The 14230-nt window shown below is 61.4% G+C and carries 15 protein-coding genes; 7 read left to right on the plus strand and 8 right to left on the minus strand.

The annotated features are described in order from the left end of the window. The first annotated feature begins 35 nt into the window (after positions 1 to 35). Positions 36 to 1418 (plus strand): leucyl aminopeptidase family protein, encoded by a 1383-nt coding sequence (locus ABD815_RS04330; RefSeq protein ID WP_344843922.1) that lies wholly within the window; start codon positions 36 to 38, stop codon positions 1416 to 1418. Continuing rightward, complete coding sequence (locus ABD815_RS04335; RefSeq protein WP_344843925.1) at positions 1415 to 2242, plus strand: C40 family peptidase; 828 nt, start codon at positions 1415 to 1417, stop codon at positions 2240 to 2242. Before ABD815_RS04330 ends, ABD815_RS04335 begins: the two co-directional genes overlap by 4 nt. Here the strand turns inward: ABD815_RS04335 and ABD815_RS04340 are convergent. Both ABD815_RS04340 and ABD815_RS04345 read right to left on the minus strand, forming a co-directional pair. Next, positions 2239 to 2586: a DUF2794 domain-containing protein gene (locus ABD815_RS04340; RefSeq protein ID WP_344843928.1), complete on the minus strand. Its 348-nt coding sequence runs from the start codon at positions 2584 to 2586 to the stop codon at positions 2239 to 2241. The two genes, ABD815_RS04335 and ABD815_RS04340, sit on opposite strands and share 4 nt — an antisense overlap. A 276-nt stretch (positions 2587 to 2862) precedes the next feature. After that, positions 2863 to 4524 (minus strand): Y-family DNA polymerase, encoded by a 1662-nt coding sequence (locus ABD815_RS04345; RefSeq protein WP_344843931.1) that lies wholly within the window; start codon positions 4522 to 4524, stop codon positions 2863 to 2865. Positions 4525 to 4681: 157 nt separating this feature from the next. Between ABD815_RS04345 and ABD815_RS04350 the strand changes: the two genes are divergently transcribed. Beyond that, a complete protein-coding gene (locus ABD815_RS04350) occupies positions 4682 to 5113 on the plus strand; it encodes a c-type cytochrome (RefSeq protein ID WP_344843934.1) in 432 nt (143 codons plus the stop codon). On the opposite strand, the gene ABD815_RS04355 is transcribed toward ABD815_RS04350, so the two are convergent. Further along, on the minus strand, positions 5114 to 5383 hold the full coding sequence (locus tag ABD815_RS04355; protein ID WP_344843936.1) for a hypothetical protein: 270 nt from the start codon (positions 5381 to 5383) through the stop codon (positions 5114 to 5116). It lies immediately after the preceding gene. Next, positions 5380 to 6036, minus strand: a complete 657-nt coding sequence (locus tag ABD815_RS04360; RefSeq protein ID WP_344843939.1) for a TetR/AcrR family transcriptional regulator — start codon at positions 6034 to 6036, stop codon at positions 5380 to 5382. The genes ABD815_RS04355 and ABD815_RS04360 overlap by 4 nt, the downstream gene beginning before the upstream one ends. 217 nt (positions 6037 to 6253) lie before the next feature. On the opposite strand from ABD815_RS04360, the gene mbfA reads away from it, so the two are divergent. The 3 genes from mbfA to ABD815_RS04375 are packed head-to-tail and all read left to right on the plus strand — an operon-like array spanning position 6254 to position 8339. Next, positions 6254 to 7231 carry an iron exporter MbfA gene (mbfA, locus tag ABD815_RS04365; RefSeq protein ID WP_344843941.1) on the plus strand — a complete coding sequence of 326 codons (978 nt, stop codon included), beginning with the start codon at positions 6254 to 6256 and terminating at the stop codon, positions 7229 to 7231. A 32-nt stretch (positions 7232 to 7263) separates the two neighbouring features. Continuing rightward, positions 7264 to 7722 (plus strand): YaiI/YqxD family protein, encoded by a 459-nt coding sequence (locus ABD815_RS04370; RefSeq protein WP_344843944.1) that lies wholly within the window; start codon positions 7264 to 7266, stop codon positions 7720 to 7722. Then, entirely contained in the window at positions 7719 to 8339 is a 621-nt protein-coding gene (locus ABD815_RS04375; RefSeq protein ID WP_344843947.1) for an HAD family hydrolase, read from the plus strand. The genes ABD815_RS04370 and ABD815_RS04375 overlap by 4 nt, the downstream gene beginning before the upstream one ends. On the opposite strand, the gene ABD815_RS04380 is transcribed toward ABD815_RS04375, so the two are convergent. Continuing rightward, on the minus strand, positions 8336 to 9586 hold the full coding sequence (locus ABD815_RS04380) for an MFS transporter (RefSeq protein ID WP_344843950.1): 1251 nt from the start codon (positions 9584 to 9586) through the stop codon (positions 8336 to 8338). The genes ABD815_RS04375 and ABD815_RS04380 overlap by 4 nt on opposite strands. A gap of 110 nt (positions 9587 to 9696) precedes the next feature. On the opposite strand from ABD815_RS04380, the gene zapE reads away from it, so the two are divergent. Beyond that, positions 9697 to 10773, plus strand: a complete 1077-nt coding sequence (zapE, locus tag ABD815_RS04385; RefSeq protein WP_344843953.1) for a cell division protein ZapE — start codon at positions 9697 to 9699, stop codon at positions 10771 to 10773. Positions 10774 to 10902: 129 nt separating this feature from the next. Here the strand turns inward: zapE and ABD815_RS04390 are convergent, their stop codons facing one another. The 3 genes from ABD815_RS04390 to accD all read right to left on the minus strand — a co-directional run bounded on the left by ABD815_RS04390 (position 10903) and on the right by accD (position 14216). Beyond that, positions 10903 to 11931: an LLM class flavin-dependent oxidoreductase gene (locus ABD815_RS04390; protein ID WP_344843956.1), complete on the minus strand. Its 1029-nt coding sequence runs from the start codon at positions 11929 to 11931 to the stop codon at positions 10903 to 10905. 108 nt (positions 11932 to 12039) lie between these two features. Further along, positions 12040 to 13314, minus strand: coding sequence for a bifunctional folylpolyglutamate synthase/dihydrofolate synthase (locus ABD815_RS04395; protein WP_344843959.1), 1275 nt, complete (start codon positions 13312 to 13314; stop codon positions 12040 to 12042). Then, positions 13311 to 14216, minus strand: coding sequence for an acetyl-CoA carboxylase, carboxyltransferase subunit beta (accD, locus tag ABD815_RS04400; protein ID WP_344843961.1), 906 nt, complete (start codon positions 14214 to 14216; stop codon positions 13311 to 13313). The genes ABD815_RS04395 and accD overlap by 4 nt, the downstream gene beginning before the upstream one ends. Between the last annotated feature and the right edge of the window lie 14 nt (positions 14217 to 14230).

Here is a 14230-nt window from a genome sequence, read left to right on the forward strand (position 1 = left end):
AGGTTTGGGGAAATGATCCCAAACTGGCGGTTGAAATGACCCTGACTTTTGCACCCGACCAACCCGACGCGCTGCCACTTTATGCTGTGGCGGTCGAGGATCTCGATGACGTACTCGCCTCCCTGGGCGAACAGGCGGGCGCATGGGTAAAAGCGGTTGGTTTCAAAGCGGAGGCGGGGCAGGCATGCCTCCTTCCCGGTGACGGGGGGCCTGTTGGTGCCCTCGCGGGGCTTGGTAGTGCAGCGACGCGCAAACGGACGCGATTCGCGCTCGCCTCGGCGCGCGCTCAGCTGCCTGACCGTGTGTTTCGCTTGGAGACGGAGCTAACTGGCACGGCCTTGGAGGAGCAATGTCTTGGCTGGTTGCTCGCGGGCTATCAATTCACGCGCTACCGCGGGACGGAAACGCCGATGGCACGTCTGATCGCGCCGGAAGGTGTCGATCCGCACCGGTTGGAGACGATTGCCGCCGGTGAGGCGTTGACCCGCGATCTGATCAACACACCCGCGAATGACATGGGGCCGGACGAATTGCTGGCCGCCACGCAGGCGCTCGCCGATCAGTTCGGGGCCGGTATTTCCGTCGTTTCGGGTGAGGACCTGCTGACGCAGAACCTGCCGATGATCCACGCGGTCGGCCGCGCCTCGCCACGCACGCCGCGGCTGATCGATATGCGTTGGGGGGATGCGGGGCCGCTTTTGACCCTGGTCGGCAAAGGCGTGTGTTTTGATACCGGTGGTCTCAACATCAAACCGGGCGCGTCGATGGGCCTGATGAAAAAGGACATGGGGGGTGCGGCAACGGTCCTCGGTCTCGCGCAAATGATCATGGCGCTCGATTTGCCGATCCGGTTGCGTGTCCTTATTCCTGCCGTCGAAAACGCGATCTCCGGATCGGCCTTCCGCCCGCAGGATATCCTGACATCGCGCAAAGGTCTGACGGTCGAGATCAACAACACCGACGCGGAAGGGCGGCTGGTCCTCGCGGATGCGCTGGCGCTGGCCGATGAAGAAAAGCCTGACATGCTGGTCTCTTTTGCTACCCTGACAGGCGCTGCGCGTGTGGCGATGGGCCCCGATATCGCACCGTTTTTCGCAACCGAGACTTCCGACGCGGGTGCGGTGATCATTGCGGCCCGAAAGGTTGCCGATCCCGTATGGGAGCTGCCGTATTGGGAGCCCTACGAGAAGATGATCGAACCCGGGATTGCGGATCTCGACAATGCCCCGTCAGGCGGAATGGCGGGGTGCATTACCGCCGCCCTGTTCCTGCGCCGCTTTGTGACGCAAACGCCGAACTACATGCATTTTGACATTTACGGCTGGAACCCTGCGGCTGCGCCTGCGCGTCCAAAAGGGGGCGTGGGACAAGGCGCGCGCGCACTGCTGGCTGCTTTGCCTGAGCTTTTGGCGCTATGACGGACCGCCGCACGACCGCTGCAAATGACCGCGTTGCTCGCGATGGTTTTGCGTCGGACGGCCAACAGGTTGTGGTTCCTGTGCGAACCAATGTGGCCGCTCCTATGGCCGATCTGCGCGCATCGCCCGAGGGCGCAAGGGACCGCCAACTCCTTTTTGGCGAAGGCTTTGACGTTCTGGAGCGGCGCGATGGGTGGGCCTTTGGCTGTGCCGTGCGCGATGGATATGTCGGCTACTTGCGCGAAACCGATTTGGGCGAAGTTTCTCGCGCGACCCATATCGTCTCCGCGCGCGCGACCCACCTTTATCCGCGTGATGACTTCAAATCCGAAGCAACGGTTAGCCTGTCTTTTGGCAGCCGCTTGACCGTCGTTGATGAGCGGCGAAAATTCATGGAGGTCGCCGGTGGCCTATTCGTGCCAAAGGCGCATATCCGCCCGATCGAACGCCCCTTTTCCGATCCTGTGACAATTGCGCAGCTCTTTTTCGGAACACCCTACCTCTGGGGCGGGAACTCTGTGTTCGGCATCGATTGCTCGGGGCTGGTTCAGGCGTCGCTTTTGGCCTGCGCCATTCCGTGTCCCGGCGATAGCGATATGCAGATGACCCTCGGCTCAGCAGCCGATGCGCCCTATGAGCGTGGCGATCTGTTGTTCTGGTCGGGGCATGTGGCGATTTGTGTCGATGCCGAGGTTCTGGTCCACGCCAATGCGCATCATATGGCGGTTGCTTATGAACCGATCCAGCGTGCGATAGACCGCATCGCCGCACAGGGCGACGGGGCTGTCATAGCACACCGCAGGTTGTCGGCGCAGGGCCTCTAATCGACCGCGCGGATCAGCAGGCGATCAAACACTCGAAGAACCGTGCGTAGATCGTGTCCGCGTTTGAGGATCTGTCCATCCATCGCAACCACCGCATACATGCCCTGCCGGTTGCGCAGGCGCGGGCGTTTTTCGATGCGGTACAGTGGAAATTCAGCCGTGCGGCGAAACACCGAAAACACCGCGACATCTTTGAGAAACGAAAGCCCGTAGTCGCGCCATTCGCCCGCCGCGACCATTTTCCCATAGACGCCCATAATCGCACCCAGCTCGTGCCGGTCGAATGCAATCCTGTCTTGCTCGCCGGGGTGTCCCGTAAAAGGCGTGTGTGTTGGCACATTCATGCGCTTAGCTTGAGCGCAATTTGCTCATAAATCAAGAAAACCTGAGGGTTCGCAGGGGCGTGCCACATTTGTGCCGCGAAATGACCCGGCATCGGGCTGTTTCCGATCCTCTTTCTGCCTGCTTGTGGGGTCAAAACTGTTCACAGAGCGAGAACGCTTTGCCCGGTGTCGCGGTTTAACAGCCCCCACCCAGTTCGCGGCCCCGGGCTTCTCGCTCCCTTCATACTCAAAGCCGAGGCAGCTAGTCTGTCTCGGTTTTTTCTTTGTCGGAAGGGCTCAGGCGAAACTGCCATGGCAGAACCAGCCCGACGACATCGCCCCCCCATGCGCATAGTAGAGCCAGAGCGCTTCTCCGTCCTCGCAGATCACATGCCAATAGTCGCGCACACCGCTGCGCCAATCCGGGTCGTCGAGCCACCATTCCGGCGCGAGCCGTTCGGGGCCGCGCGCGGTTCGAACCCGACGGTCCCGCCCGCGCAATCGGAACGTCTGCGGCATCCGCGCGTGATCGGGGGCGTGAACGGGTTCGGGGCGCCAGATCAAAAGCGGGCGGGGGCGCTGCGGGTCGGGCCATGCCTGCGACCATGGTTGCGACCATGCGGCGGCAAGCAGTCGCGTGGATTTTTCGGGGATGTGGCTATCGGCGGGCTGGATGCGGGTGATCCGTTCCATTCCGACCCGCGTCCCGAGCCGCCCTATCAGATCATCCACCGCATGACCCGACTGCGCCATTTTCTGGGCCGCTTCTGTCGCGGCCAGATGTCCGCGCACCTGCTGGTCATGCACGGGCTCCGTCACGACGGCTTCCAGACGGATCGCGTCGATCCCGAAACCGGCGTCGATATCGGCGAGTTTGAGCATCAGGAGCGGTTTGATCCGGTCGGGATCATGGGACGGGCGGGCCAGCCCGACCTCCACGCTTTCGCGGCCCTGATCCACCCGCAGACAATCGAGGCGCACCCGCCGTGCCCCGCGCCCCTTTTCCTTCAGGCGTGCCTGCAGTGCGGGCAGGAGGCGGTCGAGGCCTGCGATGATGTCGTCAACGAGGCCGATCGGTTCGGGCAGGGTGAGGCGCACGGCGAAATTCAGGGGCGGGCGTGCCGGCGAGACCGGTTCCGGTTCCTGCCCCAACGCCTGATCCAGACGACGCACGAGGTTGCGCCCGAAGCGGCGCGCCAGCGCGGCCCGCGGCATGCCGATGAGGTCCCCGATCCGGCGCAATCCGAGGCGCGCGAGTTGCGTGACCGTATCGTCCTCGACCCTGAGGGCGGCGATGGGCAGAGGGGCAAGCACGGCATGCAATTGGCCAGAGGGCGCGATCCGTGGCGCGCTTTGCACGGTGGCTGTAACGCGCGGTGCGGCGCCACCCCGTTCCCAATGCCGCCGTTTTGCGGCACGCGACCGTGTGGCACGGGCCTCTTGGTCGATGGCGTCGCCGGAACGCAGGCGGGCCTCTTCGTGACCGGCAAAACGGGCCAGCGCCCAGGCCGCGCCAACCGTATCGGCCAGCCCCACCTCCACGCTCAGACCCAGAGAGACAGCTTGGGCGGTGATATGCGCGACCATGCCCTCTTCCCCGCCGAAAAGATGCGCGCAGCCGGTAATGTCGAGCACCAGCCCGTTTGGTGGCACATCCGCCACCCAAGGAGAAAACACCCCCGCCCACCGCCGCAGCGCCATGAGAAATGCCGCCTCCGCATGCGGTGAGCGCAGGCGCGTGACCAAGCTAGGGCACATCGCCATCGCGTCGCGCAGGGGTTGATCGGGAACCAGACCGGCATGGGAGGCGGCGGTGGAGAGAGACCACAAAACCTGCATCTGGCCGGTATCACGCAAGACCGCGAAAGGCGCGTCATCGGCCGTGGCCTGACCCAGACGGATCAACCTCTCGGCCCCCATGCGCGGGAACCACAGTGACAGGATACGACGACGGCTCACAGGAACGACTCACACAAATGTTCACTAAATGTTCTCTTTACTAGCAGCCGCGATTTTCCGCTGTCGAGTCCTGTGTCTGTCAGGATTGTGAGTTTTTTTCTTACAAATAGGCCTTAGAGTTTCGATCAGCGCAAATCCAAACAGGGAATCTCCACCTATGCAAAAAATCGTTCTCGCGACTGCACTCGTGATCTCGGCGACCTTTGGCGTCATGGCCCGGGCCGATGTTGAAAATCCGGCCGTCATGGCACGTATGGACGCCATGAAAACCATCGGGGGATCGCTCAAAACCCTCGGAGACATGGCCAAAGGCGCGGTCGCATTCGATGCCGCCGCCGCGAATGCCGCTCTTGATGCTGTTGAACAAAAGGCAGCGGCTGTGCCTGCACTTTTCGAGGCACAGGAAACCGATCCGGAGAGTGAGGCAAAGCCCGAAATCTGGACCAATTGGGAAGACTTTGTTGCCAAGTCCAAAGCGCTCGAAATGGCTGCGGCTGGCGCGACGATTACCGATCAGGCGTCAATTGGTGCGGCTATGGGTGCGCTTGGTGGCACCTGCAAGGCATGCCATTCCGACTACCGGATGTAACTATCCACACCACACGCGCGTAATGCGATTGTCCGGACCGATGTCGAAATTGATGCGGTCCGGGCGATAGTCCTGCGTGATCGGCATGCCCGGATAGATGATGCGACTACCCACGGGCAGGATCATTGCCGCGAAAACATCGGGGCTGCGGCCGATGAGGTCCGACATCGACGCAGCGCCACAGGCGTTTTCTTCGGGGACGGCATCCGCCACCTCTTCCTCACAGCCCGAGAGTGACAGGATCACCAGTAGTCCAATCAGAGCTCTCATGATTTTACCCCGTAGTGACTCAGAAACATGTCGACGGCATTGCGGATGATTTTATCCCGCTCGGCGGCGTCAACGGAGACCCGTGGCTGGAACGTGCATAGAGTCACCGCCCGCACCTTGCACAGCTCCAAAAACTGTTCGGCTGCGAGGTCGAAGTCATCGATGCGCACCTCGCCACGTGCCGCCGCCTGTGACAGGTATTCGGATATCCGGTCGCGCACGAGTTTGGGCCCGTTTTCGTAAAACTTTCGCCCGATCTCGGGAAAGCGTTCGCTTTCGCCCACCGCAACCCTGTAGAGCGCCTGCCCCAAATCCGAGAGCATGAAGTCGAGTAGTTTTCGCCCCGCAACCGGGAGCAACACATTGGGTGGCAGGTTCAGGTCGACCTGTTCGTCGTAGGCCTCTGCCTGCCGGAGGGCTTCGCGCAGGGCAATCTCGACAAAGAGGACACGTTTATCGGGGAAATAACTATACAGCGTCGCCTTCGAAACGCCGGCTTCGCGTGCGATCTCGTCTACGGATGCGCCTTCAAAGCCTTCGCGCAGAAACACGCTACGCGCCCCTGCAACGACCTGCTCGAACTTTCGCCCGCGTTTAATTCTGGATGTTTCGATGGACAACGCCACTCCCTGGATCGGTTTGATATTAATCATTTACGCCGCGTGCGACAATGCGCGAAAAAAGGCAGGCCTTGCGGCCTGCCAAGTACACGACAGGGATGTCGAATTTGTCGAATGAAAAGATCGACAAAGGCTAAGTAAACCGTTCGGTTCACTTGTGCAATCGCATCCCGCTTGAAACCGATCACATTCCCGCGTTGAAATCCAACTGCGGAGTCCATAACTTAGAATTATTCTAAATGAGGTTGCCATGGCTTTTGTATTTTCAAACCGCAAACGCTTCAAAGACCTAAGCGAACAGGAAGTCATCGCGCTTGCCATTTCCTCCGAGGAAGATGACGCGCAGATATATCGCAACTACGCGGCATCGCTGCGACCCGAGTACCCAGACAGCGCCGTTGTTTTTGAAGAGATGGCAAAAGAGGAAGACGGCCACCGCGCCGCTCTCATCAAGCTGCACAAGGACAGGTTCGGTGACCACATCCCGCTGATCCGGCGTGAACATGTTGCCGGTTTCTACGCCCGCAATCCGGTCTGGCTGATCGAGAACCTTGGGTTGGACAGGATCCGCTCCGAAGCGCAGGCAATGGAGCGTGCCGCAGAGGAGTTCTACCGGAAAGCCGCACAGCGCACCACGGACGCGGATACGCGTGAATTGCTCGGACATCTCGCCGCTGCCGAGGCCGGCCATGACAAACGCGCAGGCGACCTGATGGACGAACATCTGGGTGAGGAACAGCGCGCGGTAGAGGATGATTCCGCGCACCGTAAATTCATCCTGACCTGGGTTCAGCCGGGGCTAGCGGGCCTGATGGACGGGTCTGTGTCGACACTGGCACCGATCTTCGCCACAGCCTTTGCGACGCAGGATACATGGACGACATTTCAGGTCGGGTTGGCTGCGTCCATCGGGGCGGGCATTTCGATGGGGTTCACCGAGGCCGCGTCTGATGATGGCGAATTGTCAGGACGGGGTTCGCCGCTCAAGCGCGGCTTTGCCTCGGGCATCATGACGACAGTGGGGGGGCTCGGTCACGCCCTTCCCTATCTCATTCCTGATTTCTGGACCGCAACCATCACTGCCCTCGTCGTTGTCTTCGTTGAACTCTGGGCCATTGCGTGGATTCAGAACCGGTATATGGAAACACCCTTCATGCGGGCGGCCTTTCAGGTTGTGTTCGGGGGCGCGCTGGTATTCGCTGCGGGTGCACTTATCGGCGGCGGTTGATGGGTGCCTGACCTGAAAAGAGCCGAGGTTCCGTGACCAAAATCTACGTCGATGCCGATGCCTGTCCGGTCAAAGCCGAGGCGGAAAAGGTCGCAACGCGACACAAATTGCCGTGCCTGTTCGTGTGCAACGGCGGGCTGCGCCCATCCCCCAACCCCTTGGTCGAAATGGTCTTTGTGCCGGACGGCCCCGATGTTGCCGACATGTGGATCGCGGACCGTGCAGGGCCGGGTGATGTCGTGGTCACCGGAGATATCCCGCTCGCCGCCAAGGTCGTGGCATCGGGCGCGCGGGTTCTCAAACATAATGGTGAAGCGCTCACAGAGGCCAATATCGGCAATGTCCTCGCGACCCGCGATTTGATGGCCGACCTACGTGCCGCCGACCCGTTTCGCCAAGGCGGTGGCAAAGCGTTTTCCAAAGCGGACCGATCGCGTTTCCTAGATGCGCTCGAGCGGGCCGTGCAAGCAGCCAAAAGGGATGTGACATGAGCGTGGAAGCGGTGGTTTTCGATATCGGAAACGTTCTGATCGAATGGCAGCCGGAGCGGCACTACGACGCCACCATCGGCGAGGCACGGCGGCGGGACATGTTTGCCCGCGTGGACCTGCACGAGATCAATGATCGCGTTGATCGCGGGGCACCGTTTCGCCAAACCATCGAAGAGGCCGCTGAGCGCTATCCGGACTTTGAGAGCGAAATTCTCATGTGGTACCACGAATGGATCCACATGGCTCAGCCTGAAATCCCCCATTCTGTCCGTATATTACGCGCTTTGCGCGCCAAAGGTGTGCCGGTGTTTGCCCTGTCGAATTTCGGGATCGAGAGTTTCGAATTTGCCGAAACGAAATACCCGTTCCTGACCGAATTCGACCGCCGCTATATCTCGGGGCACATGGGCTGCGTGAAACCACATGCCCTGATCTACGAGATGGTGGAGGCGGATTGCGGGATCGCGGCGCAGGGTCTTTTGTTTGCTGATGATCGTCAGGAAAACATCGACGCGGCCGCCAATAGGGGATGGCAGACGCATCTGTTCACAGGGCCCGATGGCTTGGCCGACCGACTGGTCAAAGAGGGCCTGTTGAGCGCAGAGCAGGCGCGCTAGGCCAGTGCGCGCTCCACGCGTTTGCCGAGCGGGATTTCCTTGATCGGCAAATGGACGATCGCGGAGAAGGCGCCGACCCCCACGCCAACCCACCAGACGATCGTGTAATCGCCGTAGATGTCGTAGAGCTTTCCACCGAGCCAGACGCCAAGAAAAGCGCCGAGTTGGTGGGAAAAGAACACGATCCCGTAGAGCGTTCCCATGTAGCGCAGCCCGTAGACATAGGCGACGAGGCCGGAGGTCAGCGGCACCGTGGCCAGCCATAGCGCGCCCATTGTTACCGAGAAGATGAGCACGGATGTCGGCGTGATCGGCAGGGCGATGAAGACGGCGGCGGCGATGGTGCGACCGAGGTAAATACCTGAAAGCAGGTACTTTTTCGAATAACGCTTGCCCAGATAGCCGGCCAGAAGGGTGCCGGCGATATTGGCCAGACCGATCAGGGAGATCGAAATCGCGCCGAGCGCGGAGGTGGTCGAAACACCCAGTGAGGCCAGCGTTCCCGAGGGGTCAATCGCTCCGCACATCTCTGTCACCATCGCAGGGAAATGCGCGGTGACAAAGGCGAGCTGATAGCCGCAGGAGAAAAAGCCGAGGAAAATCAATGTGTAAGTCGGGTCGCGGAAGGCCTTGCCGAGGATCATGCCAAGGCTGTCTTCGATGTCGGGTTTGGAGGCCACGGGCGCGCGCATCAAGGGCAGTGCGAGGAGCGAGGCGATGACCGAGGCGGCAAAGAGGAGGAAGACGTTTTGCCAGTCCATGAAGGACAAAAGCCATTCGGCAACCGGCGCGCCGAATACCTGACCGCCGGACCCCGCAGCGGTGGCGATGGCCAAAGACATGGAGCGGTTTTCATCCGATGAGGCGCGGCCCACGACGGCCAGAATGACCCCGAAACCTGTGCCCGCGATGCCGAAACCGATGAAGATTTCAAAGAACTGATGGGCCTCCGGTGTCACCGCCATGGAGGACATGACCAGACCGGCGGCGTAGGTTAAGGCCCCGAGAATAATAGCTTTTCTATCGCCAATGCGTTCTGCGAGCGCGCCAAAGATCGGCTGCCCGATGCCCCAGAAAAGGTTCTGGATCGCGATGGCGAGCGAGAACTCGGCGCGCGGCCAGTTGAAGTCGGCAGCGATCGGAATCTGGAACACGCCAAAGGAGGCGCGGATCGCGAAACTCACGATGATGATGATGCAACCCGCGAGGAGAACGGGCGTAAAAAGCGGGGTGCGTTGTGCGGCCATGGGTTTTCCTTTTCACCATAAATTGGCGAAGGACGCGGTTCGGTCAATCAAATGATCTGCATACCCCCCATCACCTTTTCTTATCATCCACTTGGCTTTATGGGATTCGGATGGACAGTTTGCGCGATATCTATGCTGCGAAAGTGGCGTCTGGCGAGTTGCGGGGGGATGCGGCTCAGGAGGCGGTTTTGCCGCTTTTGGACGAGGTGCGCGCGGCGTTGAAGGCGCGTGCGAATGCCAAATCGGGGTTACTGTCCCTGATCGGCGGGCTCAAAAAACCGGCGCCGGTTCGCGGGGTATATCTCTGGGGCGGGGTTGGGCGCGGGAAATCCATGCTCATGGATTTGTTTCATGAAAACAGTCCTGTAGCGTCACGTCGCGTGCATTTCCATGCCTTCATGCAGGAGATCCAGAGCGACATTCACGAGGCACGAAAGGCCGGTGTTTCCGATGCGATCCAGCCCTCGATCGCCAAGGTTGCGTCTGATGTGCGGCTGTTGTGTTTCGATGAAATGCAGATCACCGATATTGCCGATGCGATGATCGTGGGGCGGCTTTTCGAGGGGCTGTTCGAGCGCGGTGTGACGGTGGTTGCGACATCGAACCGTGTGCCCGATGACCTCTACAAAGACGGGTTGAACCGGCAACTTTTCATGCCCTTCATCGCGCTGATCAAGGAGCGGATGGAGGTCTATCACCTGCATTCGCCCGTGGATTATCGCCAAGGGCGGCTGACGGGAACTCCTGTTTATTTTCAACCGGTTACGGATAGTGTTCGGGTGTCGATCGGTGATATCTGGCGCGATTTGACGGGCGGTTCGGGTGAAAAACTGACGCTGAAAGTCAAAGGCCGTGATGTGGAGTTGCCGCAGTTTCACAATGGTGTGGCGCGGGCGACGTTTTGGGATCTCTGCGGGCAGATGTATGGGCCTGCCGATTACCTCGCCATTGCGGATGCGGTTAAGTTGTTGATTTTGGAAGATATTCCGAGGCTCGGGCGAAATAATTTCAATGAGGCGAAGCGGTTTGTGACGCTGATTGATGCGCTTTATGAGGCGAAAGTGCGCCTTGTCGCATCGGCTGTGGATGAGCCGGAGCGGCTATATGTCGAGGGGGCGGGGGCGTTCGAGTTCGAGCGCACGGCATCGCGGCTACGTGAAATGCAGGACGCCGATTGGGGTGTTTGAGGTGTTTTAACGACTTTGTGGCGCGAGTTCGCAGGGTTTTACATCACCGGAATTGGCCGTTTTACGTGTTTTACATGTTTTAAAGCGACACGGCCCCCGACACAGCGGTCGGGAGCCTGTTCGGCGGCGTTATTTTCCCGACAGGATTTCGCGCACGCGGGGGATGACCTCCTGGCCGTAGAGGCGGATGTTGTCCATCAGCACCTCGTGGGACACGGGGCCTGCCGAGTATTTCAGATCGAAGCGTTCGGTGCCGAGGACCGACACGGTGGCCGCGATTTTTTGCGCCACGGTTTCGGGGGAGCCGACGTAGAGCGCGCCGTGGTCGATTTCCTGATTGAAGGCGTCGCGGGTCAGGGGCGGCCAGCCACGGGTGCGCCCGATGCGGTGGTGCATGACTTTGTAGCCCTCAAAGAACCGCTCGCGGGCCTCTTTGTCGGTGGCGGCGATATGGCCGGGGGAATGGCTGCCGATGGGGAGGGGCTTGGCATCCATTTTTTCGCGCACTTCGCGGTAGAGGTCGGCGTAGGGTTTGAAGCGCGCGGGCGGCCCGCCGATGATGGCGAGCGCCATGGAGAGGTCGTTGGAGGCCGCGCGCACCACCGATTCCGGTGTGCCGCCGACGCCGATCCAGACAGGCATCGGGGTTTCGGGGCGCGGGTAGACGGTTTGCTGTTTGAGGGGGGCGCGGTGGCGGCCCTGCCAGCTGACCTTTTCATTGCGCGAGAGCAGGTTGAAGAGGTCGAATTTCTCTTCGAATAACATTTCGTAATCAGAGAGGTCGTGGCCGAAGAGCGGGAAGCTTTCGGTGAAGGAGCCGCGCCCGAGGGTGATTTCCGCGCGCCCGTTCGAGATCGCCTGTAGGGTCGAGAAGCGTTGGAAGACGCGGATCGGATCGTCCGAGGAGAGCACGGTGACGGCGGAGGCCAGTTTGATGCGCGTGGTTTGCGCGGCGATGGCGGCGAGCACCGGTTCGATGGCGGAGACGGCGTAATCGGCGCGGTGGTGTTCGCCGAGGCCGAAGACATCGACGCCGACCTGATCGGCGAGTTTGGCCTCTTCGATCACGTTGCGGATCACCTGGCCGTGGGAGAGGTCGTGCCCTTTGGCGTCTGTGGTGACATCGCCGAAGGTGTCGATACCGAATTCGAGGGTCATGGCAGAGTCCTGTCTGTGCGCTCCAGTGTTTGGGGCACAGGTAGCGGGATTTCACGGTCAGGCAAAGATGCGCGGATGCACAGAGGATGTTCGCGAGGCGCGGGTGCCTCAGCCGTTTTCGCGCAGGATATTTCCGGCCAGATAGAGCGATCCGCAAATCAGGATGCGCGCCTCGGGGTCGGTTTTGACGATCTCCTGAACGGCGGTGAGGACATCGGGCGCGATGGTGGTTTGCATGCCGACCGATTTGGCCATGTCGGCGGTTGTTTCGGCGGGCAGGGTGTTGGCCTCGCCGGGGATCGACACGGCGGTAAACGAGCGCGCGTGGGGGGCGAGCGGGCGCAGGTATCCGGCGATGTCTTTGGTGTTGAGCATGCCGCAGATCAGGTGCGTGGGGCGGTTTGGCAGGCGGGTCAGCGCCTCCGACAGGGCGTGGCCCGCGGCCGGATTATGCCCGCCGTCGAGCCAGAGTTCGCCGTTCCCTGCAGCCTCGATCAGGGGGCCGGTGCGCAGGCGTTGCATCCGGGCGGGCCATGTGGCGTTCAGGAGCGCGCCCTCCAGCGCGGCGTCGCCCGCGTCGAGGTGGCGCAGCGCGGCGAGCGCCATGCCCGCGTTGTCGATCTGGTGTTTGCCGATGAGGGTGGGAAGGGGCAGGTCGCGCAGGCCGAGTTCGTCCTGATAGATCAGGCGGCCGCGTTCCTCCCAGACGTGCCAATGTTGGCCGTAGGCGAGGATGGGCGCGCCGAGGCGGGCGGCGCGGGCCTCGATCACGTCGAGGCCTTCGTCCTCTTGGCGGCCCACGATGCAGGGCACGCCGCGTTTGATGATGCCCGCCTTTTCGCCCGCGATTTCGGCGAGCGTCGTGCCGAGGTATTGGGTGTGGTCGATGGAGACCGGCGTGATCACTGTGAGGGCGGGTTTTTCGACCACATTGGTGGCATCGAGGCGTCCGCCAAGGCCGACTTCCAGCAGGGTGTAATCGGCGGGCGTGCGCGCCATGGCGAGGATGCCCGCGACGGTGGTGATTTCGAAATAGGTGATCGGCAGGCCGGCGTTGGCGTCTTCGCATTCCTGCAGGATGTCTCGCAGCGCGGGTTCGGAAATCAGGTCACCGGCGAGGCGGATGCGTTCGTGAAAGCGCGCGAGGTGGGGCGAGGTATAGGCGTGGACCTTTGCCCCCGTCGCCTCCAGACCGGCGCGGATCATCGCCTGAGTGGATCCTTTGCCGTTGGTGCCCGCGATATGGATCACGGGGGGGAGGTCGTTTTGGGGATTGCCGAGCGCGTCGAGCAGGCGCCAGACGCGGTCGAGCACGAGGTCCATCACCTTGGGGTGCAGCGACATGAGCCGATCGAGGATCACATCGGAATGCGGGCTGCTCACGCGTCGCCCTCGTCCTCGTCTTGCGGGGCGGGGAGGTCGCCTGCGACAGCGGGGGGCAGGCCGGTGAGCATGCGCAGGATCGCGGTCAGTTCGTCTTTGAGTTTCAGACGGTGGGTGACGCGGTCGAGCATGCCGTGGTCGAGCAGGTATTCGGCGCGTTGGAACCCTTCGGGGAGTTTTTCGCGGATCGTCTGTTCGATGACGCGCGGGCCTGCGAAACAGATCAGCGCGTTGGGTTCGGCGATATGGACATCACCGAGCATGGCATAGGACGCGGTGACGCCGCCCGTGGTCGGGTGGGTGAGCACGACGATATAGGGCAGGCCGGCTTCTTTGAGCATTTGCAGGGCAACGGTGGTGCGCGGCATTTGCATCAGCGACAGGATGCCTTCCTGCATGCGCGCGCCGCCAGCCGCCGAGAACATCACGAAGGGGCGTTTGAGTTCGATGGCGCGTTCGACGCCCGCGATGAACGCGTTGCCGACATACATCGACATGGAGCCGCCGATGAAGGAGAAATCCTGCGCCGCGGCCACGATGGGGGTGCGGTTCATGTCACCTTCGGCGACGAGCATCGCCTCCTTTTCGCCGGTCGCCTTTTGCGCGGCTTTCAGGCGGTCGGGGTATTTTTTCTGGTCGCGGAAGTGCAGCGGGTCCTGCACGGGGGTGGGCACGGCGATGTCGGTGAAGACGCCGCCATCAAACAGCGCCTTGAAGCGGTCGCGCGGTGTGATGTGCATGTGGTGGTCGCAGCTGGTGCAGACGTTGAGGTTGTCGGACACTTCGCGGTGGAACAGCATCGAGCCGCATTCGGGACATTTGGTCCAGAGGTTGTCCGGCGTTTCGCGTTTGGAAAACAGCGAGTTGATCGTCGGGCGGACGTAGTTCGAAATCCAGTTCATGCGCGGACCTTTGG

The organism is Celeribacter arenosi (genome assembly GCF_039539485.1).
GTDB lineage: Bacteria > Pseudomonadota > Alphaproteobacteria > Rhodobacterales > Rhodobacteraceae > Celeribacter > Celeribacter arenosi.